The organism is Geodermatophilus sp. SYSU D00525 (assembly GCF_054050475.1).
In genome coordinates, this window is sequence record NZ_JBJGZK010000038.1 from 1 (window position 1) to 22442 (window position 22442).

The 22442-nt window shown below is 76.6% G+C and carries 24 protein-coding genes; 14 read left to right on the forward strand and 10 right to left on the reverse strand.

Annotation, left to right across the window (positions count from 1 at the left end; all coding sequences use genetic code 11):
- Positions 1–31: 31 nt before the first annotated feature.
- Positions 32–1069 (reverse strand): NAD(P)-dependent alcohol dehydrogenase, encoded by a 1038-nt coding sequence (locus ACI796_RS21510; RefSeq protein WP_456943253.1) that lies wholly within the window; start codon positions 1067–1069, stop codon positions 32–34.
- Between the two features lie 154 nt (positions 1070–1223).
- The gene (locus ACI796_RS21515; protein ID WP_456943254.1) at positions 1224–2246 is read right to left on the reverse strand and encodes a zinc-dependent alcohol dehydrogenase family protein; all 1023 of its coding nucleotides are present in this window, start codon (positions 2244–2246) and stop codon (positions 1224–1226) included.
- 129 nt (positions 2247–2375) lie between these two features.
- Between ACI796_RS21515 and ACI796_RS21520 the strand changes: the two genes are divergently transcribed.
- From ACI796_RS21520 to ACI796_RS21530, 3 genes are all read left to right on the forward strand, one after another.
- Positions 2376–3263 (forward strand): helix-turn-helix transcriptional regulator, encoded by an 888-nt coding sequence (locus ACI796_RS21520; RefSeq protein WP_456943255.1) that lies wholly within the window; start codon positions 2376–2378, stop codon positions 3261–3263.
- Between the two features lie 61 nt (positions 3264–3324).
- A complete protein-coding gene (locus ACI796_RS21525) occupies positions 3325–4179 on the forward strand; it encodes an SDR family oxidoreductase (RefSeq protein WP_456943256.1) in 855 nt (284 codons plus the stop codon).
- Between the two features lie 5 nt (positions 4180–4184).
- Positions 4185–4673 carry a TspO/MBR family protein gene (locus ACI796_RS21530; RefSeq protein ID WP_456943257.1) on the forward strand — a complete coding sequence of 163 codons (489 nt, stop codon included), beginning with the start codon at positions 4185–4187 and terminating at the stop codon, positions 4671–4673.
- 7 nt (positions 4674–4680) lie between these two features.
- Here the strand turns inward: ACI796_RS21530 and ACI796_RS21535 are convergent, their stop codons facing one another.
- Positions 4681–5580 (reverse strand): LysR family transcriptional regulator, encoded by a 900-nt coding sequence (locus tag ACI796_RS21535; RefSeq protein WP_456943258.1) that lies wholly within the window; start codon positions 5578–5580, stop codon positions 4681–4683.
- A gap of 72 nt (positions 5581–5652) precedes the next feature.
- On the opposite strand from ACI796_RS21535, the gene ACI796_RS21540 reads away from it, so the two are divergent.
- Complete coding sequence (locus tag ACI796_RS21540; RefSeq protein ID WP_456943259.1) at positions 5653–6612, forward strand: EamA family transporter; 960 nt, start codon at positions 5653–5655, stop codon at positions 6610–6612.
- 162 nt (positions 6613–6774) lie between these two features.
- The gene (locus ACI796_RS21545) at positions 6775–7797 is read left to right on the forward strand and encodes a hypothetical protein (RefSeq protein WP_456943260.1); all 1023 of its coding nucleotides are present in this window, start codon (positions 6775–6777) and stop codon (positions 7795–7797) included.
- Between the two features lie 16 nt (positions 7798–7813).
- Here the strand turns inward: ACI796_RS21545 and ACI796_RS21550 are convergent, their stop codons facing one another.
- On the reverse strand, positions 7814–8284 hold the full coding sequence (locus ACI796_RS21550) for a GNAT family N-acetyltransferase (RefSeq protein ID WP_456943261.1): 471 nt from the start codon (positions 8282–8284) through the stop codon (positions 7814–7816).
- A 184-nt stretch (positions 8285–8468) separates the two neighbouring features.
- Positions 8469–8780 (reverse strand): hypothetical protein, encoded by a 312-nt coding sequence (locus tag ACI796_RS21555; RefSeq protein WP_456943262.1) that lies wholly within the window; start codon positions 8778–8780, stop codon positions 8469–8471.
- Positions 8781–8945: 165 nt separating this feature from the next.
- On the opposite strand from ACI796_RS21555, the gene ACI796_RS21560 reads away from it, so the two are divergent.
- Positions 8946–9449 (forward strand): DUF2505 domain-containing protein, encoded by a 504-nt coding sequence (locus ACI796_RS21560; RefSeq protein WP_456943263.1) that lies wholly within the window; start codon positions 8946–8948, stop codon positions 9447–9449.
- A 3-nt stretch (positions 9450–9452) separates the two neighbouring features.
- Here the strand turns inward: ACI796_RS21560 and ACI796_RS21565 are convergent, their stop codons facing one another.
- Positions 9453–9650: a hypothetical protein gene (locus tag ACI796_RS21565; RefSeq protein ID WP_456943264.1), complete on the reverse strand. Its 198-nt coding sequence runs from the start codon at positions 9648–9650 to the stop codon at positions 9453–9455.
- 37 nt (positions 9651–9687) lie between these two features.
- Positions 9688–12843, reverse strand: coding sequence for a carboxyl transferase domain-containing protein (locus ACI796_RS21570; protein WP_456943265.1), 3156 nt, complete (start codon positions 12841–12843; stop codon positions 9688–9690).
- Between the two features lie 84 nt (positions 12844–12927).
- Between ACI796_RS21570 and ACI796_RS21575 the strand changes: the two genes are divergently transcribed.
- The gene (locus ACI796_RS21575; RefSeq protein WP_456943266.1) at positions 12928–13062 is read left to right on the forward strand and encodes a hypothetical protein; all 135 of its coding nucleotides are present in this window, start codon (positions 12928–12930) and stop codon (positions 13060–13062) included.
- 40 nt (positions 13063–13102) lie between these two features.
- Positions 13103–14320 carry a serine/threonine-protein kinase gene (locus tag ACI796_RS21580; RefSeq protein ID WP_456943267.1) on the forward strand — a complete coding sequence of 406 codons (1218 nt, stop codon included), beginning with the start codon at positions 13103–13105 and terminating at the stop codon, positions 14318–14320.
- Here the strand turns inward: ACI796_RS21580 and ACI796_RS21585 are convergent.
- Positions 14291–15343, reverse strand: a complete 1053-nt coding sequence (locus ACI796_RS21585) for an ion channel (RefSeq protein ID WP_456943268.1) — start codon at positions 15341–15343, stop codon at positions 14291–14293. The two genes, ACI796_RS21580 and ACI796_RS21585, sit on opposite strands and share 30 nt — an antisense overlap.
- 96 nt (positions 15344–15439) lie before the next feature.
- On the opposite strand from ACI796_RS21585, the gene ACI796_RS21590 reads away from it, so the two are divergent.
- Both ACI796_RS21590 and ACI796_RS21595 read left to right on the forward strand, forming a co-directional pair.
- Positions 15440–15946 carry a mycothiol transferase gene (locus ACI796_RS21590; protein ID WP_456943269.1) on the forward strand — a complete coding sequence of 169 codons (507 nt, stop codon included), beginning with the start codon at positions 15440–15442 and terminating at the stop codon, positions 15944–15946.
- Positions 15947–16191: 245 nt separating this feature from the next.
- Positions 16192–17373, forward strand: coding sequence for an acyl-CoA dehydrogenase family protein (locus tag ACI796_RS21595; protein ID WP_456943270.1), 1182 nt, complete (start codon positions 16192–16194; stop codon positions 17371–17373).
- Positions 17374–17382: 9 nt separating this feature from the next.
- Here the strand turns inward: ACI796_RS21595 and ACI796_RS21600 are convergent, their stop codons facing one another.
- On the reverse strand, positions 17383–17652 hold the full coding sequence (locus ACI796_RS21600; RefSeq protein WP_456943271.1) for a hypothetical protein: 270 nt from the start codon (positions 17650–17652) through the stop codon (positions 17383–17385).
- 133 nt (positions 17653–17785) lie between these two features.
- Here ACI796_RS21600 and ACI796_RS21605 point away from each other — a divergent pair, with 133 nt between their 5' ends.
- Entirely contained in the window at positions 17786–18091 is a 306-nt protein-coding gene (locus ACI796_RS21605) for a hypothetical protein (protein WP_387984944.1), read from the forward strand.
- 190 nt (positions 18092–18281) lie between these two features.
- On the opposite strand, the gene ACI796_RS21610 is transcribed toward ACI796_RS21605, so the two are convergent.
- Entirely contained in the window at positions 18282–18740 is a 459-nt protein-coding gene (locus ACI796_RS21610) for a MarR family winged helix-turn-helix transcriptional regulator (RefSeq protein WP_456943272.1), read from the reverse strand.
- A 20-nt stretch (positions 18741–18760) separates the two neighbouring features.
- Here ACI796_RS21610 and ACI796_RS21615 point away from each other — a divergent pair, with 20 nt between their 5' ends.
- The 3 genes from ACI796_RS21615 to ACI796_RS21625 all read left to right on the forward strand — a co-directional run bounded on the left by ACI796_RS21615 (position 18761) and on the right by ACI796_RS21625 (position 22342).
- Positions 18761–19801 (forward strand): ABC transporter substrate-binding protein, encoded by a 1041-nt coding sequence (locus ACI796_RS21615; RefSeq protein ID WP_456943273.1) that lies wholly within the window; start codon positions 18761–18763, stop codon positions 19799–19801.
- Between the two features lie 76 nt (positions 19802–19877).
- On the forward strand, positions 19878–21323 hold the full coding sequence (locus ACI796_RS21620) for an APC family permease (RefSeq protein WP_456943274.1): 1446 nt from the start codon (positions 19878–19880) through the stop codon (positions 21321–21323).
- Positions 21320–22342, forward strand: a complete 1023-nt coding sequence (locus ACI796_RS21625) for an acetamidase/formamidase family protein (RefSeq protein WP_456943275.1) — start codon at positions 21320–21322, stop codon at positions 22340–22342. Before ACI796_RS21620 ends, ACI796_RS21625 begins: the two co-directional genes overlap by 4 nt.
- The last annotated feature ends 100 nt before the right edge of the window (positions 22343–22442 follow it).

Genomic DNA, 22442 nt, shown 5'->3' on the forward strand with positions numbered 1-22442 from the left:
GGGCCCGGGTGCGGGGCCCGCGCCGCCGGTGTCAGAGGGTGGCGGTGTCGATGACGAACCGGTAGCGGACGTCGGAGGCGAGCACCCGCTCGTAGGCCTCGTCGACCCGGTCGGCGGCGATGACCTCGACCTCGGCGCCGATCCCGTGCTCGCTGCAGAAGTCGAGCATCTCCTGGGTCTCGGCGATGCCGCCGATCATCGAGCCGGCGTAGGTGCGGCGGCCGCCGATCAGCGACATGGCGCGCAGGCTCAGCGGCTCGGCGGGCGCTCCGACGTTGACCAGCGCGCCGTCCACGGCCAACAGCGACAGGTGGGCGTCGACGTCGATCGGCGCGCTGACCGTGTTCAGGATCAGGTCGAACCGGCCGGCCAGCTGGACGAACGTGTCCGGGTCGCCGGTGGCGAAGTAGTGCTCGGCACCGAGCCGGAGGCCGTCCTCCTGCTTCTTCAGCGACTGGGACAGCACCGTGACCTCGGCGCCCATCGCGGCGGCGAGCTTGACGGCCACGTGGCCCAGCCCGCCGAGCCCGACGACGGCGACCCGCCTGCCCGGTCCGGCACCCCAGCGGCGCAGCGGCGACCAGGTGGTGATCCCGGCGCACAGCAGCGGCGCGGCGGCGGCCGGGTCGATGCCCTCCGGGACGGACAGCACGTAGTCGGCGTCCACGACGACGTGGGTGGAGTACCCGCCCTGGGTCGTGGAGCCGTCGCGGTCGGTGCCGGCGTAGGTGGGCACCATGCCGTCGAGGCAGTACTGCTCGTCGCCGTTGCGGCAGTTGGCGCACTCGCCGCAGGAGTCGACCATGCAGCCGACGCCGACCAGGTCGCCGACCCGGTGCCGGGTGACCTCGGGTCCGACCTCGGCGACGACGCCGACGATCTCGTGGCCGGGGACGACGGGGAACGGCTGGGGGCCCCAGTCGCCGTTGACGGTGTGGATGTCGGAGTGGCAGATGCCGGCGTACCGGATCTCGATGAGGACGTCGTCCGGGCCGACGTCGCGGCGCTCGACGGTGGTGGGGGCCAGGGGCTCGCCGGCGGCGGGGGCGGCGTAGGCGTTGACGCGCATGCGGGGAGTGCTCCTCGTTCGGTGGTGCGGGTGTCAGTCGGGGGCGGGGGCGGGGCGGCGGCGACGGCGTCGATGTCGACGTCGCCGGTGAACCGGTCGGCCGGGCCCTCGACGGTGTCGATCGAGCCGCGGGTGACCTGCACGGTGCTCCTCCTCAGGGGCGCAGCAGCGCCTTGATCGCGCGGCGCTCGTCCATCGCCCGGTAGCCCTCGGCGGCCTGCTCCAGCGGGAGTTCGAGGTCGAAGACCTTCCCCGGGTCGATGGCCCGGGTGCAGACGAGGTCGATGAGCTCGGGCAGGAAGCGGCGCACCGGGGCCGGGCCGCCGTGCAGGTGGACGCCGGAGAAGAACAGCTCCTCGCCGGGCAGCGAGACGTCGTGCGCGACGCCGACGTACCCGACGTGGCCGCCGGCGCGGGTGGCGCGGATCGCCTGCACCATCGACTCCTGGGTGCCCACGGCCTCGATGACCGAGTGCGCGCCCAGCCCGCCGGTGAGCTCCTCCAGCTCCGCGACGCCCTCGTCGCCACGGGTGGTGAGGACGTCGGTGGCGCCGAACTCGCGGGCCAGCCGCTGCCGGTCCTCGTGCCGGCTGAAGACGACGACCCGCTCCGCGCCGAGCTGCCGGGCGGCCAGGACGCCGAGCAGGCCGACCGCCCCGTCACCGACGACGGCGACGGTCTTGCCGGGCCCGGCCTCGGCGGCGACGGCGGCGAACCAGCCGGTGCCCAGCACGTCGGAGGCGGCGAGCAGGCCGGGGACGAGGTCGTCGTCGGGCGTGCCGGGGGTGGCGACGAGCGTGCCGTCGGCCAGCGGGATCCGCGCGTACTGGGCCTGCGCGCCGGTCGGGGCGCCGGGCTGCCGGTTGACGCAGTGCGTCTGGTAACCGGCCCGGCAGATCTCGCAGGTGTTGTCGGAGGCGAAGAAGGAGCCGACGACGAACTGCCCGGGCCGCAGGGTGCGCACCTCGCTGCCGACCTCCTCGACGACGCCGACGTACTCGTGCCCCATCGGCGACGGACCGGCCACCGCCTCGACGCCGCGGTAGGGCCACAGGTCCGAGCCGCACACGCAGGTGGCGGCCAGCCGGATGACGGCGTCGGTGGGCTGCTCGATCGCCGGGTCCGGGCGGTCCTCGACGCGGACGTCGCCGGGGGCGTGGAGGACGGCTCCTCGCATGGTGGTGCTCCTCTGCAGCTGGGGTGTCGACCTCCACGGAACCCCGCCGGACGCGGGCGCGGGGGGTCGGGTTCGTGGGGGTACTGACGCGACCCCCCTGGTCCGGCGGCCCGCCGTACCGTCGATCGCGTGGACAACCGCGCCGACATCCGCGACTTCCTGGTCAGCCGGCGCGCCCGGATCACCCCGGAGCGGGCCGGCCTGCTGCCCGGCGGCGGGCGCCGGCGGGTGCCGGGGCTGCGCCGGGAGGAGGTCGCCGTCCTCGCCGGGGTGAGCACCGACTGGTACACCCGGCTGGAGAAGGGCCACATCGCCGGCGTCTCCGAGGAGGTGCTGGAGGCCGTCGCCCGCGCGCTGCAGCTCGACGAGGCCGAGCGGACCCACCTGTCCAACCTGGCCCGCGCCGCCACCCGGCCGGCGCGCACACCGCAGCGCCGCGGCAGGGCCGCCATCCCGCCGCGGGTGCAGTGGATGCTCGACTCGATGACGGGCTCGGCCGCGCTCGTCGCCAACGGCCGCCTGGACCTCCTGGCGACCAACGCCCTGGGGTGGGCGCTGCACTCACCGCTGTTCGACGGCCCGCGGCGGCCCGCGAACTTCGCCCGGTTCCAGTTCCTCGACCCGCGGGCGCGGGACTACTACGCCGACCGGGAGCTCGCCGCCAACACCACCGTCGCGCTGCTGCGGGCGGAGGCCGGCCGCCGCCCGCACGACGCGCAGCTGCGCGAGCTCGTCGGGGAGCTCTCGACGGTCAGCGAGGAGTTCCGGGTCCGCTGGGCGGCGCACGACGTCCGCATCCACCACAACGGCGCCAAGCAGTTCCGCCACCCCGTCGTCGGCACGCTCGACCTGGGCTACCACACGTTCGACCTGCCGGCCGAGGACCCCGCGGACCTGCGCGTGACCATCTACACCGCCGAGCCCGGCACGCCCTCCGAGGACGCGCTCAAGCTCCTCGCCAGCTGGGCCGCGACCGCGGGGCACGCGCAGCCCGACCCGGCGGCCGACCGCGTCTGACCCGCGCCCCGATCGGCCCGCTGTCGTCCGGTCGGCAGGCCGGACTGCCGATGCGGGTGCCGTGGACACCGAGCAGCGCACCGTCCTGGTCACCGGGTGCTCCTCCGGGCTCGGCCTGGAGACCGCCGTCGGGCTGGCGAGCCGCGGCTGGCACGTCGTCGCCTCGATGCGCGACCCCGGCCGGCGGGCGGCGCTCGACGCGCGCACCGGCGAGGCGGGGCTGGAGCCGCTGGACGTCGTCCGGCTGGACGTGACCGACGCGGAGTCCTCCCGGCGGGCGGTCGAGGAGACCCTCGGGCTGACCGGCGGGCGGCTCGACGCGCTGGTGAACAACGCCGGCACCGCGAGCGGGGGCGCGTTCGAGGACACCGACGAGGAGGAGTGGCGCCGGGTCCTCGACACCAACCTGCTCGGCGCCCTGCGGCTCACCCAGCTCGCGCTGCCGGTCATGCGGCGGCAGCGGGCCGGGCGGCTGGTCCTCGTCTCCAGTGACTCCGCCCGCTACGGCAACCCCGGGCTGTCGCTGTACTGCGCGTCGAAGTGGGCGCTGGAGGGCTGGGCGGAGTCGCTGGCCTACGAGGTCGAGCCGTTCGGCGTCCGGGTGGTGCTGGTCGAGCCGGGCAACTACGACACCGCGATCTGGGCGACGACGCCGCGCATCACCCCGCCCGGCAGCCCCTACACCGGCCTGCTGCAGACCGTGGAGCGGTTCGTCGAGGAGGAGCACCTCCCCCGCTCGCGCGACCCCCGCGAGGTGGCCCGCGCGATCGCCCGCGCGCTGGACGCGGACCGCCCGCGGTTCCGGGTGACCGTCGGCCCCGACGCGAAGCTGGCCGCGGTGCTCGACAAGGTGCCGTACCGGGTGGCGGCCGCCGCCGTCCGCCGGGTCACCGGCCTGCACCGCTGGAAGCCCTGAGCTCAATGGGCGGGTCCGTCGCCCACCGCGCAGGTTGGAGCCGTGCGACGCCCCCTGCTGACCTCCTCGGCCGCCTCGGCCTGACCGCCCTGGTGGGCTCGGCCGGGACCGACGTCGGCTCGTCCTGGTACCGCGGCCTCGACAGGCCGCGCCGGCAGCCGCCCGGCCCGGTGTCCGGGATCGCGTGGACGGTGCTCCACGCGCTGCTGGCGTTCGCCGGCGGGCGCGTCCTCGGGCGCGGCGCTCCCCCCGACGCCCGGGCCCTCGCGGCCGACCTGGTGCTCGACGCGGGGTGGACGTGGGCGTTCTTCCGCGCGCACCGTCCGCCGCTGGCCGCGGTGGAGGCGGCGCTGCTGGCGGCCTCGACGGCCGACCTCACCCGGCGCGGCGCCCGGCTGGACCGCGCCGCGGGCCGGGCCCTGCCCCCCTACGCCGCCCGGACCGTCTTCGCCACGGTCCTCAGCGCCGAGATCGCCCGCCGCAACCGGCGCTGACCGGGCCTCACCCGCCCGCGGCCTCTGCGGCGACGTCGACGAGGGCGTCGAGCACGCGGCGGACGACCAGCCGCTCAGCGGTGTCCGGCCGCAGCAGCGCGTCGACCTGCCGCCCGGCCCGCACGCCCACCAGCGGCAGCAGCCGCACGCCGGGGTGGCCGCCGCGGGTGAACCGCGGCAGCAGCGAGACCCCGTGGCCGTCGGCCACCAGCGCCTCGACGACGGAGAAGTCGTTGATCCGGTGGGTGATCCGCGGCGCGGTGCCCGACCCCGCGGCGACGGCGGCCAGCACGGTGGCGACCGGGAAGCCCTCGCGGACGGCGATCCAGTCCTCGTCCACGAGGTCCCCGGGCCGCACCCGCGACCGGCCGGCCAGCGGGTGGCCGCGGGGCACGGCGACGTCGAGCGGCTCGCGCAGCAGCGGGACGACGCGCAGCCCCGCGGCCGGCCACTGCGCGCCGTCGGGCCGGTGGGCGACGACGACGTCGACCCGGTCGGTGAGCGCCGGGAACTCGTCGAGCGCGACGTCCTCGTCGGAGCACTCGACGGTGATGCCGCCGAGCTCGCGCACCCGGGTCAGCAGCGGCGGCAGCAGCAGCTGGGCGCCGCTCTGGAACGCCGACACCCGCACGGTGCCCTCGGGGCGCTCGAGGAAGGCGGCGCAGGCGGCCCGCGCCCGCTCGACGGCGACCGCGACGTCGACCGCGGCCTCGGCCAGCGCCTCCCCCGCCGCGGTCAGCCGCAGCCCGCGCCCCACCCGCTCGGTGAGCGGCACGCCGGCCTCCCGCGAGAGGGCGGCCAGCTGCTGCGACACCGCCGACGGCGTCAGGTGCAGGACGGCGGCCGCGGCGGTGACGCCGCCCTGCGTGCGCACCGCGCGGAGGGTCTCAAGCGCGCGGACGTCCATGCAGCGACGCTACATCGTCGTGTCAGGAGTTCTCGCTGGTGCTGGAAGGTCGCGGGGCGCACGCTCGACGTCGTGCCGACCCGCGACCGCCTGCTCGCCGTTCTCGTGGCCGTCGTCTGGGGACTGAACTTCCCGGCGATCCACCTGTCCCTCGAGCAGTTCCCGCCGTTCTTCCTCGTCGCGCTGCGGTTCGCGCTGGTCGCCGTCCCGACGGTGCTGCTCGTGCCGCGGCCCGGCGTCCCGTGGCGGTGGGTGCTCGGCTACGGCGCCGGCTTCGGCGTCCTGCAGTTCGTCTTCCTCTACGTCGCGATGGACACCGGCATGCCGACCGGCCTCGCCTCGCTGGTGCTGCAGTCCTCGGCGCCGTTCACGGTCGTGCTGGCCGGGCTGCTGCTCCGCGAGCGGCTGACCGGGCGACAGGCGGCCGGGGTCGGTCTCGCCGTCGTCGGCCTGGCCGGCATCGCCGTCCACCGGGCCGGGCTGGACGGCGGCGCCACGCTGCTGCCGGTGCTGCTGACCCTGTGCGGCGGCCTCGGCTGGGCGCTGGGCAACCTCTGCAACCGGCAGGCGCGCCCGGCGAGGCCGTTCCGGCTGATGCTCTGGATGACCGTCGTGCCGCCGCTGCCGATGCTCGCGCTGTCGCTGGCCACCGAGGGCCCGGCCCGCATCGGCACGTCGCTGACGACGCTCGGGACGAGGACGGGGCTGCTCGCGCTGGCCGGCCTGCTGTTCACCGTCGTGGTCGCCACGCTGCTCGGCTCCGGCATCTGGACGGCGCTGATGAGCCGGCACCCCTCGGGCACCGTGGCGCCGTTCTCGATGCTGGTGCCCGTCGTCGGGATGGGGTCGGCGTGGCTGTTCTTCGGCGAGCGGTCGCCGCTGGTCGAGCTCGCCTGCGGCGCCCTCGTGGTGGCCGGCGTCCTGTTCGGCAGCCGCCTCCCGCGGGTGCCGTCCGACGCGACTCCCCCACAGGCGGCGGCTTCGTCCACGGGCCCGGTCCCCGTCGGTCAGGAGCCGGCCGGGCGCCCGTGACCGGACGAGGGCCCAGGACGGGTCGGACCCGGCCCCCCAGAACCGGGGTGTTCGTGCGACACACGGGTGAACGGCGCCCGGCGGCACGCCGGGTCGCGTAGACGTACGGAACGGCCCGGGTCAGGATTGGCCGGGCCGGTGACGGCTCAGGGGGGAGCGTCCATGGACAGGAAGCGACGCGGGGTCCGATCCGACCGGTTGATCCCGGGGCTCGGAGCCGGCGCGTGCGCGCTCGGGATGGCGGCCGCGCTGGCCGCGGTCTCCGGGCCCCCGGTCGCCGGTGCGGTCGGAGCGGACCCGACGTCGGCCGAGGCCCAGACCCGGCGCGGCGGCTCCGGGGACGGCCTGACCGAGAGCGGCCCGCTCGTGCTGCCGAGCATCGGCGTCACCGCGCCCGGGTTCGAGGACGGCTGGGCGCCCGCGGCCGCCACCCGGCCGGCAGCGGACGACGACGTCGACGGGTCCTCCCCCGGCTCCCTCCCGCGGAACGCGTTCCCGCGCGGGTCGTCCACCGACGGCCGGTCGCTCCCGACCGAGGTCCCCACCGAGCCCGCGCCGGCGGCCCCTGCGCCCGTCGACCCCGCGCCCGTCGACCCCGCGCCCGTCGACCCTGCGCCCGTCGACCCCGCGCCCGTCGACCCCCCGCCCGCTGCTCCGGCCGACCCGGCGCCGGGTCCCCCGGTTCCCGTGGCTCCCGCGGTCGAGGCGCCGGCGGACCCGCCCGCTCCGGTCGAGCAGCCGCCGGTCGAGGAGCCCCCGGCACAGCAGCCATCGCCCGAGCAGCCGCCGGCCGAGGAGCCCGAGGGACCGCCCGCGCCGGTGGACGCCGCGCCGTCGGCGCCGGCCGAGCAGCCCCCGGTCGAGCAGCCGCCCGCCGAGCAGCCGCCCGCCGAGCAGCCGCCCGCCGAGCAGCCGCCCGCCGAGGAGCCGTCGTGCGGGGACGCCGGGACCACGACCGCGGACCCGACCACCGACCCGGCTCCGGACCCGGCAGCGACCCCCGCTGCCGATCCGGCGGCGGACCCGGCCGCCGCCCCGGACGCCACGGCGCCCGAGTGCCCGCCGGACCCGGCCTGCCCCGAGCCGCCCGCCGACCCGGCGACCGCGGAGTCCACCGAGTCACCGGCGCCCGAGGGGTGCACCGCGGTGGAGGCCCCCGCCGCCGACCCCGTCCCGGTCCCCTGAGCCGGGCGCTGGTCCCTCAGTCCAGGTCCCGGACGTACCAGACCTCCTGCAGGCGCCGGCCGGCCCACTCCCGCTCGACCACCTCGCCCGTCGGCCGCCACCCGGCCCGCTCGTAGAAGGCGCGCGGGCCGCTGTTGCGCTCCTCGGCGCGCAGCCGGGCGCGGTCCCACCCGGCCGTCCGCAGCAGGTCCAGGACGGCCGCCAGCAGCGCCCGCCCGGTGCCCCGCCCCTGCTCGGCGGGGTCCACGTAGAGCAGGGCGACCTCGCCGGTCGTGACGTCGGCCCGCCCGAACCCGACGACGACGCCGTCCCGCTCGGCCACGACGAACCCGTCCGCGGAGACCCGCTCGCGCCAGAGGGACACGTCCGGCTCGGCCAGGACGTCGCCGAGGAACGCCGACCACGCCGCCCGGCCGGCCCGCGCGTGCACGCCCGCCACGGCGACGGCGACGGCAGGACCCGCCGGCCGGATCACCACCTCGCCCACGGCCGCAGTCTGGTCCGCGGGACGGCGGAGGCCCGCCACCCGGGTCGGGTGACGGGCCTCCGTGGACGGTGGTGGGGTCAGCGCTCGGCGGACTCGACGAAGCTGCTCACGCACTCGCCCTGGTTGCGGAAGGCCGGGAGGGTGCTGCGAGCCCAGCCGCCGTCCTTGCACTGCTGCTCGCCCGTCAGCCGGACGTCCGCGGCGAAGGTGTGGTCGTGCCGGCGAACGACATGGACTCGATGACGCCGTCACCCTCCACCCCGGACCCCAGCGGGAAACCGAAGGCGAGGACGCCGGCCGGCCGGTCGGCGACCGAGTCACCGGTCATGCCGGTCCCGCCGGAGAACGCGGACCCCCACCGGTCGAGCGTGGCGTGGACCGTGCTCCCCCCAGTGGTGCCGGGCTGCACGGCGGGAGCACCGGCGGTGACGAACGGCTTGGCGCTCCCGAGGGACAACCACCACTCCGTGCCGTGGTCGTCCGGCTCACCGACCACGCCGAGCGGGGTGTTGGTGAGCCGGACGACTACGGCACGCCAGGTCGCCGGGACGCCACCACCCGGCAGGCCGGAACACGCGTCCGGACCAGCCGTCCCACCGTCCCCGCGGGCCCCGCGGACACCCCGCCGGGCGGCCCGCGGAGGCACGGCCGAGGATGGGGCGTGCCCATCGACGCCACCACCAGCTACACCGCCGCCCCCGACCGCGTGTTCGCCGAGCTCGTCGACGAGGTCTTCCTGCGTGAGGTCGCCCAGGCCCTGGACGCCCAGGTGCACGAGGTGTCGAGCGAGGCGAACGGGACGGGCACCACGACCCGGGTGCGGCTGTCGGCGGCGACCACGGGCATCCCGCCGGTCTTCGCCCGCTTCGTGGGGAAGACGGTCCCGGTCACCGAGACGACCACCTGGCGGCCCGACGGCGACGGCGGCTACCGCGGCGCCCTCGACCTGCGCGCCGAGATCATGGGCCGCGAGGCCCGGGTCACCTGCGAGCGCCGGCTGACCCCCGCGGCCGGCGGCGGCACCCGCGCCACGGTGACCGGCGACGCCACGGTCGACGCGCCCTTCATCGGCCGCCAGGCCGAGTCCGCGGTCCGCGACCTGGTCACCCAGGTGGTGCTGCGGCGCGAGCACGAGGTGCTGCAGCGCCGCCTCGGCGAGAGCTGAGGCTCAGGGCGCGCTCGCGCCCCAGCGCGCCACGTCGCTCCCGGCGTCGTCGACGAGCACGTACTCCGCGGCACCGGGCGGGTCGTCCGCGCGGTGCCGGGCGACGACGTCGACGGCCTCGGTCTCGGCGGTGGTCGCGTCGGCGGCGTCCCACTCGTGCAGGACGGCGCCGTCCCCGGTGGTCAGGCGGAACTGCGGCATGGCCGGACGGTAGCCGCGGGCACCGCCGGCCGCCCGCTCACGCGAGCCCGGCCAGGGCGCGGACCAGCACCTCCCGGGTGTCGGCGGGGTCGACGACGTCGTCCACCTCGAACGCCGACGCGACGTTGAGCGCCTTGCCCTGCGCGTAGGACGCGGCGACCAGCTCGGCGAACCGGACCTCCCGGTCCGCGGGCGGCAGCGCCGCCAGCTCCCGCCGGTACCCGAGCCGCACCGCGCCCTCCAGGCTCATCGGCCCGAACTCGCCGGTCGGCCAGGCCAGCGTGAGCAGCGGGACCTGCAGGTCGCCGCCGAGCATCGCCATCGCGCCCAGCCCGTACGCCTTGCGCAGCACCACCGCCAGCAGCGGGACGCCGAGCTGCGCCCCGGCCACGTACAGCCCGCCGAAGCGGCGCACGGTGCCGGTCCGCTCGGACTCCGGGCCGACCATGAACCCCGGGGTGTCCACCAGCGACACCACCGGCAGCCCGGCCGAGGAGCACAGCCGCAGGAACGCCGCCGCCTTGTCCGCCGACTCGCCGTCGATCGCGCCGCCGAGGTGCCGCGGGTCGTTGGCCACGAACCCCACCGGCCGCCCGTCCAGGCGGGCCAGCGCGGTGACGACGCCCCGCCCGAAGGACGACCGCAGCTCCAGCACGCTGCCGGCGTCGGCGAGCGTGGCGACCACCGGTCGCACGTCGTAGCTGCGCACCCGGTTGGCCGGCAGCGCCGTCCGCAGCGGCCGCTGGTCGGCGGCCTCCCCCGGCACGACCCGGCCGGCCAGCAGCGCGACCGCCTGCCGCGCGGCGGCGACGGCCGCGGCGTCGTCGGGCACCACGACGTCGACGACGCCGTTCGCCGCCTGCACCGCCGTCGGCCCGACGTCCTCCGGCGCGACGACGCCCAGCCCGCCGGCCTCGATCATCGCCGGGCCGCCCATCCCGATGCTGCTGTCCTCGGTGGCGATGACGACGTCGCAGCAGCCGACCAGCGCGGCGTTGCCGGCGAAGCAGTACCCCGAGACGACGGCGACCGTGGGCACCCGCCCGGCCAGCCGCGCCATCGTGGTGAAGGTCGGGACGTCGAGCCGGGAGAAGCCGCCGCCGTCGGTGTCGCCGGGCCGCCCGCCGCCGCCCTCGGCCACGAGCACCACCGGCAGCCCGCGCTCGGTGGCGACCTCGAGCAGCCGGTCGGTCTTGCGGTGGTTGGTGCGGCCCTGGGTGCCGGCCAGCACGGTGTAGTCGTAGACGAGGACGGCGCACGGCACGCCGCCCACCTCGCCGATGCCGGTGACCATGCCGTCGGCGGGCGTCCGTGCGACCAGCTCCGCCAGCGTCCGACGCGCGCGCTGGGCGGCGATGCCCAGCTGGCCGTACTCGACGAAGGTGCCCTCGTCCACCAGCGCGGCCACCGTCTCCCGCGCGGTCATCCGGCCGGCCTCGTGCCGGCGGGCGACCGCCTCGGGCCGGGCCGCGTCGAGGGTGGCGGCGCGCCGCTCCTGCAGCTCGGCCAGCTCGGGGCGGATCACGTCGGGGTCGTCCTGGGACGGGCCACCGGCAGCGTCGACCTCGCCGGGGACGAGCCCGCCGAGCACCGCCCCCGCGATCACGACGTCGCCCACGCGGACCGCCAGCCCGGTGACCACGCCGCCGGCCGGCGCGGCCACGACGTGCTCCATCTTCATCGCCTCGAGCACCAGCAGCGTCGCCCCGGCGGCGACGGCGTCCCCCTCGGCGGCGGCCACCTCGACCACCGCGCCCGACAGCGGGGCGGTCACCGGCAGCACGCCGTCGACGGCCGCCGCGACCTCGGCCGGGCGGTCGGGCACCAGCTCGGCCAGGCGGGCGTCGACGAGGTCGGTGGTCGCGGCGCCGTCGGCCAGCCCGGGGAGGTCCAGCAGCGCGGCGAGCAGGTCCGCGTTCACCGGCACCCCGGCGACGTCGAGCTCGGCCAGCGCGCGGCGGCAGCCGGCCAGCGCCCGCGGCAGGTCGCGGTCGGCCACGACCACCTTGGCCAGCAGCGAGTCGTAGCGCGGGCCGACCTCGTCGCCGGCGACCACGCCGGCGTCCACCCGCACGCCGCGCCCGGTCGGCGGCACGAACCTCTCGAGCCGCCCGGCGCCGGGGTGCACGGTCCCGTCGGGCAGCAGCGTCTCGGCGTTGACCCGCGCCTGGACGGCGGCCCCGCGCGACGGCGGCGGCTCGGCCAGGCCGAGGTCCGCGAGCGTCGCACCCTCGGCCAGCCGGATGCCGACCTCGACCAGGTCGAGCCCGGTGACCTCCTCGGTCACGGTGTGCTCGACCTGCAGCCGCGGGTTGACCTCGAGGAAGGCCACCTCGTCGCCGCGGGCCCCGTCGTGGCGCACCAGGAACTCCACGGTGGCCAGCCCGCGGTAGGCCAGCGACCCGCACAGCGCGGTGGCGTACGCGGCCAGCCGGGCACGCAGGCCGTCGTCGAGCCCCGGCGCGGGGGCCACCTCGACCAGCTTCTGCCGCCGGCGCTGCAGCGAGCAGTCGCGGTCGCCGAGGGCCACCACGGCCGCGCCGTCGCCGGCCACCTGCACCTCGACGTGCCGGGCGCCGGCCAGCAGCCGCTCGACGTACACCGCGCCGTCGCCGAACGCCGCCCGCGCCTCCGAGCGGGCGCGCTCGAGCGCGGCGGGCAGGTCCGCGGGGTCGCGCACCGGGCGCATCCCGCGGCCGCCGCCCCCGGCCACCGCCTTGACCATCACCGCGCCGCCGTCGCCCAGGCCGGCGAGGAAGGCGGTCGCGGCGGCGAGGTCGGTGTCGCCGTCGGTGGCGGCGAGCACCGGCAGACCCAGCTCGCCGGCGCGGGCGCGGGCGGCGGTCTTGTCGCCGAGCAGGGCGAGTGCTGCGGCGTCCGGGCCGACGAACGCGACCCCGGCGTCCGCGCAGGCGCGGGCGAGGTCCGGGCTCTCGGCGAGGAAGCCCCAGCCGGGGTGCAGCCCGTCCGCGCCGGCGCGGACGGCGGCCCCGACGACGGCGCCGACGTCCAGGTACGCCGCCGGCCCCGTCCCGGGCAGGCGGACGACCTCGTCGGCGCGGCGGGCGTGCAGGCTCCCGGCGTCGTCCTCCGGCGCGACGGCGACGGTGGACAGGCCCAGGGCGGCGGCGCTGCGGAACACCCGGGCGGCGACCTCGCCGCGGTTGGCCACCAGCAGGCGGGTGATGCTCATCGGCGCCGGAGTCTAGGTGGCGCCGGTCACGCCCGCGGCGCCGTCCCGGGAGCGGACCGGCCGGCCCGCGGGCAGGCTGCGGGCATGACGACGCCGTCGCAGCCCGAGCCGGACCAGCCCCAGCCGCGCGACATCGCCCTCGAGATGGAGGACGCGGAGACCGAGGCCGCCCTCGAGGCGCGCAGCGAGCCCGAGTCGCCCCCGGCCGGGACCGACTGAGGCGGGGACGCCGGCGCCCCCGTGGGCGTACCGTCCGCCCATGTCCGCCGACACGGGTGCAGGGCGGCTGGTCGCCGGCCGCTACGCGGTCATCGGGCTGCTCGGCCGCGGCGGCATGGGCGTGGTCTGGCGCGCCACCGACCAGGTGCTGGGCCGGCCCGTGGCGCTCAAGGAGGTCACCTTCCCGGTCCACCTCGGCGACGACGAGCGCGCGGCGCTGCGCGACCGCACCCTGCGCGAGGCCCGCGCGGCGGCCCGGCTCGTGCACCCGTGCGTGACCACCCTCTACGACGTCGTCGAGGAGGACGGCCGGCCCTGGCTGGTCATGGAGCTCGTCGACTCCCGCAGCCTGCAGGAGATCGTGGAGCGGCAGGGTCCGCTGCCCTGGCCGACGGTGGCCCGCATCGGCCTCGACGTGCTCGCCGCGCTGGAGGCCGCGCACGCCGCGGGGATCGTGCACCGCGACGTCAAGCCGGCCAACGTGCTCGTCGGCCGCGACTGCTCGGCGCACCTCACCGACTTCGGCATCGCAGTCGCCACGGGCGGGCCGTCGATCACCACGTCCGGGGCGATCATCGGCTCGCCGTCCTACATGGCCCCGGAGCGGGCGCGGGGCGAGGAGCCCGGGCCCGCGGTCGACCTGTGGTCGCTGGGTGCCACGCTCTACACCGCCGTCGAGGGCCGGCGGGCCTTCGACCGGCCCGAGTCGATGGCCACCCTGCTGGCCGTCGTCTCCGAGGACCCCGCCCCGGCCGAGCGGGCCGGCCCGCTGGCGCCGGTGCTCGAGGGGCTGCTCACCAAGGACCCCGCCCGGCGCTGGGACGTCGCGCGGACGCGGGCCGCCCTGCAGGCCCTGTCCGAGCGGGCCGGGCCGGCTCCGGCGCCGGCGTGGACCCCCGCCGACGGGGGTCCGGGCCCCCGCGGCGACCGCCCGCACCCCGCCCCCGGGGACCGGGTCGAGCGCTTCGACCTCGACGACCTGCGCGGGCTGGCCTCGGTGCTCGGCACCGTCGCCCGGGACGCCCGGGACCAGGCGCGGTACCTCGCCGACCGGCACCGGGAGCGGCGCGCCGAGCGGCACGCCCGGGCCGCCGCTCCCCCGCCGGCACCGCCGCCGCCCCCGCCGCGGCCGGCACGCCGGCGGCGGCGGTTCCGGCGCCGCTGGGTCGTCGTGCCGGTGCTGATCGCGGTGCTCGCCGTGCTGGCCGCGATCGGCGGGGTGCTGGCGCTACTGGCCGCCGCGTTCGGCGTGTGGTGACCGGTCCAGCCGGGCGACGTCCAGCCGGTGCGCCGCGACGTAGTACAGCGTCGCGCCCTCCGGCACCGGGGTGTCCCAGGCGGGGCTGACCCGCAGGTCCTCGGCGGTCCGCAGCGCCAGCACCGTGGCGCCGTGGTCGCGGCCGAGGGCGGTCTGCCACTCGCCGAACGCCCGCGGCCGCGCACCGGCCGGCACCCGCAGCGAGTAGGTGTTGCCGTGCCCGCCCGCCGTCATGAGCTCGTTGTAGATCTCGGTCAGCCCGGGGTCGGCGGCCTCCTCCGACAGCAGGAAGGGCATGTGCCACTGCACGACCTGCACGCCGGGGTTGACGTAGCGGAGGGTGTCGCGCCGGCCCAGGTCGCGGACCGCGGCGACCATGTGCACCCGCGGGTTGGCGTGGTCGACGGCGACCGCGATGGCCAGGGTCTCGTTGTCGTCGCGGCCGTCGATGACGACCGTGCGGGCGCGGGCCACGCCGGCGCGGATCATGACGTCGGCATGGGTGAGGTCGCCGCGGACGAAGGAGACCGCCGCCTCCTCGGGCATCGGGTTGACCGTCACGTCGTCGTGGGCGCACAGCGCGATGCGGGTGCCCGGCTCGACGGTGAGCTCGGTGACGATCCGCTCGGTCCGCCCCGGGGTGTAGCCCAGGACGACGACGTGGTCCCGGAGGTCCAGGCCGACCACTCCTCTCAGTCGCCTGCCCCGCGTGGTCTGCAGGGCGCTGGCCAGCTCGGTGAACAGCAGGGTCAGCGTGACGATCCCGCCGACGACCACGTACGCGCCGACGATCCGGCCGCCGACCGAGGACGGGTACAGGTCGCCGTAGCCGACGGTCGCGGCGGTGATCACGAAGTACCACCAGTAGCTCCCCGGCTCCGTGATGCCGCTCTCGGCGGGCTCGAGCAGCGCCATCGCCGCCCAGCTGGTGAGGAACACCAGCGCGATGACCGCCAGCGGCAGGCGCCAGCCCGAGAGCCGGGCGCGGAGGGAGCGCAGCAGCCGCTGCAGGACGAACACCACCGTGCTGGCTCCCTCGACGGCCGGGCGGACACCGCAACCTACCGTCGGCCGGCCCCGGCAGGCGTCCCCCGCGAGCGGGACGGGTAGCGGCCGGTCATGCGGACCCGTGACCTGCTCACCTACGCCTACTCGCAGATCGGCGAGACCCTGTCCGCCGCCGTCGAGGGCCTGTCCCCCGACCAGCTCGCCGAGCGCGTCGGCCCGGACGCCAACCCGATCGGCTGGCTGGCCTGGCACCTGCTGCGGGTGCAGGACGACCACCTCGCCGACGTCGCGGGTACCGAGCAGGTGTGGACCGCGCAGGGCTTCGCCGGCCGCTTCGGCCTGCCCGTCGACGACGGCGCCACCGGCTACGGGATGAGCGCCGAGGAGGTGGCGTCGGTGCGGGTGCCCTCGGCGGAGCTGCTGCTCGAGTACGCCGACGCCGTCGCCGCCCGCAGCGGGGAGTTCCTCGGCGGGCTCACCGACGAGGACCTCGACCGCGTCGTGGACGAGCGGTGGGACCCGCCGGTGACCCTCGGCGTCCGGCTGGTCAGCGTGCTGTCCGACGACCTGCAGCACGTGGGCCAGGCGGCCTACGTGCGGGGGCTGCTCGGCGCCTGACCCGACCGAGCAGGTCAGGACGGCGGCCACGTCGGCCGCCGTCCTCCCGGCCGCGCCCGTCGCCGGTCGGCCCTCCAGGTCGATGCCGAGGTCGCGGCGCACGACCGCGGCGAAGCGGGCCGGCGCCGCGTCGAGCTCGGCGACCTGCGCGGGCGTCGGCCGCGGTCAGCGTGCCCGTGAAGGAGTCCGGGCGACGACGATCCGCACGCCCGGCAGCATGCCCTGCCCGCGCGTAGCGTCGGGCCGTGCCTGAGACCGGGAGCACCGACTTCTACGCCCTCGAGGAGCTGCTCACCCCCGAGGAGGTCGAGATCCGCGACCGCGTGCGCGCCTGGTGCGACAAGGAGGTGACGCCGCGGATCAACGACTACTGGGAGCGGGCGGAGTTCCCGTTCGAGCTGGTGCCCGGGTTCGCCGCGCTCGGCATCGCCGGGGGCACGGTGCAGGGCTACGGCTCGCCGGGGATGAGCGCGGTCGCCGCCGGCCTGGTGGCCGCCGAGCTGGCCCGCGCCGACGGCAGCGTCGGCACCTTCAACGGCGTGCACAGCTTCCTCGCGATGCAGTCGATCGCGATGCTCGGCTCCGAGGAGCAGAAGGAGCGCTTCCTCCCCGAGATGGCGCGGATGGAGAAGATCGGCGCCTTCGGCCTGACCGAGCCGCAGCACGGCTCGGACGCCGTCGCCCTGGAGACCAGCGCCCGCCGCGACGGCGACGCCTTCGTCCTCGACGGGCAGAAGAAGTGGATCGGCAACGGCTCGATCGCCGACTACGTGCTCATCTGGGCGCGCGACGGGGAGGGCGCGGTCGGCGGGTACGTCGTCGAGAAGGGGACCCCCGGCTTCAGCACCCGGGTGATGACCGGCAAGACCGCACTGCGGGCGGTGTGGCAGGCCGAGATCACCCTCGACGGCGTCCGCGTGCCGGCCGAGAACAAGCTGGCGAACTGCCGCTCGTTCAAGGACGTCTCCACGGTGCTCGACCGCACCCGGTACACCGTCGCGTGGCGCGCGCTGGGCGTGGCGACGGCGGCCTACGAGCTGGCGCTGGCGCACTGCCTGCACCGGGAGCAGTTCGGGCAGCCGATCGCGGGCTACCAGTTGGTGCAGGAGAAGCTCGCGACGATGCTCGCCGAGATCACCACCATGCAGCTCATGTGCTGGCGGCTGTCCAGCCTGGCCGACGTCGGCCGGATGACCGCGGCGATGGCCTCGCTGGCCAAGCGGCACTGCTGCGCCACCGCCCGGCAGATCGTGGCCGACGCGCGCGACCTGTTCGGCGGCGACGGGATCCTGCTCGAGCACCACGTCGCCCGGCACCACGCCGACATCGAGGCGATCTACACCTTCGAGGGCACCGACCACGTGCAGGCGCTCATCGTGGGCCGGGAGATCACCGGCCTGTCGGCGATCAGCGGCCGGCGGCGCTGACCGCCGCGGTCAGCCGGCGCGGCTGAGCAGGGCCTGCTCCCGGGCCGGCCCGGACAGCCGCCGGCAGTCCGGGCAGCCGGTGCGCCCGGCACCGATGCGCTCCCACCGCTGGTGGCCCCAGATCTGCACGACCGACCCGCAGAGGGCCAGCTCCACCTCGCCGTCGCGCTCCGCCGCCGGCCGCGGCGACGAGACGGCGTGCCACGGGGTGCGCCGGGCGGCCGGAGTGCCCTGCTCCCAGCGGTCCGGACGGGCGAACCCGACCGCGAGTGGGCCCACGGGCTGCAGGTGCCCCGGACGGTCTCGGATCGATCCCCCGTCCGGGGAAACCGGCGGCGCGCCCGCACCCGGCACCGGGAGTGCGCCTGCGGCGTTACCGTCGGGAGGTCTTCGGAGCGGAGGAGCGACGACGGTGGAACCTGTCAGCCTGGTCATCGGTGCGGCACTGCTGGCCGCGGGCTTCGTGGCCGGCCGGCTCGGGCGCCGTCGTCCCGCGGGCCCGCCGCCCAACCCGACGCCGGTGTGCGGCTGCGGGCACACGCTGAGCCAGCACGACACCGAGACCAACACCTGCTACGCCGAGCTGCGCCGCGACACCTTCGACCGGCGCGGCCGGTTCGCCGGTCACACCTGGGTGCCGTGCACCTGCCGGCAGTACGTCGGCCCGCGCCCGATCGACGAGGTCTTCGTCCCCCGCATCCTCCCGCCGTCCGACTGACGGGGCGCCGGCGGCCGCCGGTCCCACCACACGGCTCACGGTGAGTCGATCACCGGATGCGTGCCGCTCGCGCCGGCGTGTCGGCGCGTGTCGCGTGCACCCAGCCGATGATCAACGGGGCGGCGCGTTCCCGGTGCGACTGCAGCCCGCTGGATGCGACTGATCGCGGGGACGGGCGCCGCCGCAGGGGTCAGGCGGGCGGGTCGGCGAGGTCGGTGAGCGCGGCGACCAGCGCGGCGACCCGGTCGGTGCCGAGCTCGGTGGTCAGCGCGGCTTCGTGCGCGGACACCAGCGCCTCCAGCCGGTCCAGCCGGCTGCGGCCGAGCGTGGACAGGTGCACCCGCACGCGCCGGCCGTCCTCCGGGTCGGGCAGGCGGTAGGCCAGCGCGGCGTCGACCAGGCCGTCGACCATCCGGGTGGCGGTGGGCGCCGGGACGCACAGCGCCGCGCACAGCCCGCTCATCGTGCGGCCCGGTCCCGAGGCGAGCGCGCGCATCAGCCGGTAGGTCTCCAGCGTCGCGCCGTCCTCGGCGAGCACCGCCCCGACGCCGCGGGCGACCCGCCGCGAGACGACGGCCAGCAGCTCGACCAGCGAGGCCGCGGGCGCGGCGGACGCCGCAGTGCCCGGAGCCCGCTGCTCGACCGCCATGGCCGCACCATACTCAGGAGGTGCCCGGACCGACCGTCCCGATGGAGGCGTGGGAGGCCGCCGTCGTCGGCCGCTCCCCCGACGTCGCCCGGATCGGACTGGCCGTCCCGCTGACCGGGCCGCTGGCGATGACCGCGCCGTCGGCGCTGGACCTGGCCGCGCTCGCCGCCGACGAGGTCACCGAGGCCGGCGGGGTCCGCGGTCGCGCGGTGGAGCTGGTCACCGTCGACGCCGGGCGCCGCCCCGCCGCGGTGGCCGCCGACGTCGCCGCCCTGCACGCCGCCGGTGCGGTCGACGTCCTCGTCGGCTTCTCCACCAGCGACGTCTCCCGCGCGGTCGCCGCCGCGCTGGCCGGGCGCGCCGGCTACGTGTTCACCCCGCCGCACGAGGGCGGGCGCGGGTCCCGCGGGGCGCTGCGGATCGGCGCCTCCCCGCTGGTCCAGCACGCCGCCGCGCTCACCTGGCTGGTGCGCCACCGCCGCGCCCGCCGCTGGGTGCTGCTGGGCACCGACTACGTGTGGCCGCAGGCGGTGCACCGCGCCGCGCGGTCGGTGCTGCTCGACGTCGGCGCGGAGATCGCCGGCGAGCTGCTCGTCCCGTTCGGCCCGGCCGACCCCGGCCCGGCGCTGGACCTGGTCCGCCGCACCCGCGCCGACGCCGTGCTGCTCAGCCTGGTCGGCCGCGACCTGGTGGCCTTCAACCGCGCCTTCGCCCGCGCCGGGCTCGACCGCCGCGTCGTCCGGCTGTCCGGCGCGCTCGAGGAGAACGGCCTCTACGCCGTCGGCGGCGACGGCACGGGTGAGCTGTACGCCTGCATGCCCTCGTTCGCGGCGGCCGACGGTGCCGGCGACGAGGGACAGCTCGCCCTGCAGGAGCGGCTCGCGGCCCGGGTGGGGCCGAGCGCGCCGGTGGTCTGCGCCTACGCCCGCGGCGTGCACGACGGCGTCCGCACCGCCGCGCGTCTGCTGGAGACCGGCGCCCCCGAACCGCCGCGGATCCCCCGGCCGCGGCTGGCGCGCGCCGACGGGCTGGTGTTCCGCGAGGTCGGCGCGCGCGACTGACCCCCACTGCTTCCGATCGGAAGGAAGGGGCCTACCCTCCCCGCGTCCGGCTCCGAGCCGGCCGAGAGGAGGAGTCGTGACCGACCCCCGCACCACCCCGTCCGCGTACGCCACCGGGAGCACCGGTGCCGGCGCGACCCCGGCAGCCGGAGCCGCCGGCGTCGAGGAGTTCGGCTACCGCCAGGAGCTCAAGCGCTCGCTGACGTTCACCGACCTGCTGGTCTACGGCCTGGTCTTCATGGTGCCGATCGCGCCGTTCGGCATCTTCGGCAGCGTCTTCCAGGCCAGCGGCGGCATGATCGCCCTCGCCTACGCCATCGGCGGCTTGGCGATGGCCTTCACCGCGGCGTCGTACTCGCAGATGTCCCGGGCGTTCCCGATGGCCGGCTCGGTCTACACCTACGCCGGCCGTGGCATCGCCCAGCCGGTCGGGTTCATCGCCGGCTGGATGATCCTGCTCGACTACGTGCTCGTCCCCGGCCTGCTCTACCTCATCGCCGCGGTCGCGATGAACTCGATCGTGACGTCGATCCCGGTGTGGGTGTGGCTGATCGGCTTCGTCGTCCTCAACACGGTCGTCAACTACTTCGGCATCGAGTTCACGGCGCGGGTCAACAAGATCATGCTCGTCGCCGAGCTCATCGTGCTGGCGATCTTCCTGGTCATCGGCGTCGTCGCGCTGGCCTCCGGCGAGGGCCGCGGCTTCGACTTCTCGCCGATCTACAACAGCGACACCTTCTCGCTGGAGCTGGTCTTCGGCGCGGTGTCGGTCGCGGTGTTGAGCTTCCTCGGCTTCGACGGCATCTCCACCCTCGCCGAGGAGAACCGCGAGTCGGCCCGCTCCATCGGCAAGGCGATGATCGCCGCGCTGGCCCTGGCCGGGACGCTGTTCATCGTCCAGACCTGGGTCGCCGCGCTGCTCGTGCCCGACCCCGACACCCTGATCGCCGAGGGCGACGCCGCCGGCACCGCCTTCTACGACGCCGCCGAGGTCGCCGGCGGGGCGTGGCTGGGCACGCTGACGGCGATCGCGACGGCGGTCGCGTGGGGGTTCGCCAACTCCCTGGTCGCCCAGGCGGCCACCTCGCGGCTGCTGTTCGCCATGGCGCGCGACCGCCAGCTGCCCGGCTTCCTGCGCAAGGTGCACCCGACCCGCCGCGTGCCGGTCAACGCGACCTTCCTCGTCGCGGCCGTCTCCCTCGTGCTCGGCCTGTACATGGAGCAGCGCGAGGACGGCATCACGCTGCTGTCCACCCTGGTCAACTTCGGCGCGCTGTCGGCGTTCCTGCTGCTGCACGTCGCCGTCGTCTGGCACTTCATCGGCCGGATGGGGAGCCGCAACTGGTGGCTGCACCTCGCGGTGCCGGTCATCGGGTTCGGCATCCTGGCCTACGTCGTCTACAACGCCCAGGTGGCCGCCCAGGAGCTGGGCTTCGTGTGGCTCGCCATCGGCGTCGTGCTGATGATCGTCCTGATCGCCACGGGCCGGAGGCCCGAGATCCGAGCGGAGGAGAACCTGTGACGGCGTCCCTCGAGGTCGTCCCCCTGGAGCCGACCCCCGACCAGCTGCGCTACTCCTTCGGCGGCGGCGAGCCGCTGCTCACCGTGGCGCCGGGCACGGTGGTCGAGCTGACCACCGAGGACTGCTACGGCGGCAAGGTGCGCAGCGTCGAGGACCTGCCGAGCCAGGTGTGCAACTTCCCGTTCCTCAACCCGGTGAGCGGCCCGATCGCCGTCGAGGGGGCCGAGCCCGGGGACACCCTGGCGGTGCACCTGGTCGACGTCGCACCGGCGCGGGACTGGGCGGTGTCCAGCACGTTCCCGCACTTCGGCGCGCTCACCACCACCCACTCGACGGCGATGCTGCACGAGCCGCTCGAGGAGCTGGTCTGGCTCTACGAGGTCGACCGCGAGCGGGGCACCTGCCTGTTCCGCCCCCGCCGCGGCGGCCCGGAGGTGGAGCTCCCGCTCGACCCGATGCACGGCACGATCGGCGTCGCGCCGGCCGCGGGCGAGGTGTTCGCCAGCATCACGCCCGGCGCGCACGGCGGGAACATGGACACCCCCGAGGTGCGGGCCGGCACGACCGTCTACTTCGGCGTGAACGTGCCCGGCGGGATGCTCTCCCTCGGCGACGGGCACTGCCGGCAGGGCGAGGGCGAGGTGTGCGGCACCGCGGTCGAGTCGGCGATGCGCACGGTCGTCGTCGTCGACCTGGTCAAGGGCGGCGGGCCCGCGTGGCCGCGGCTGGAGAGCGACGAGTTCCTCATGTCGACCGGGTCGGTCCGGCCGCTGGAGGACGCCTACCGGATCAGCCAGCACGACCTGGTGACCTGGGCGGCCGAGCTCGCCGGCTGGGACCAGCTCGACGCCCTGCAGCTGGTCAGCCAGGCGGGGCTGGCGCCGGCGGGCAACGTCGTCGACACCAACTACACGATGGTGGCGAAGCTGGCGAAGCGGTACCTGCCCGGCGCGGTCGCGGCCGACGGCGTGCACGAGCGGCTGCGCGCCACCGCGGCGGCGTACCTGCAGGAACGCTGACCCCGGCGCCCGGGACCCGCCTTTCGCGCGCGGAAGGCGAGTCCCGGGCGCCCGACGGGGTAGCGGTGTCGCAGACGTGCCACCGCCGCCGGGAGGAGTG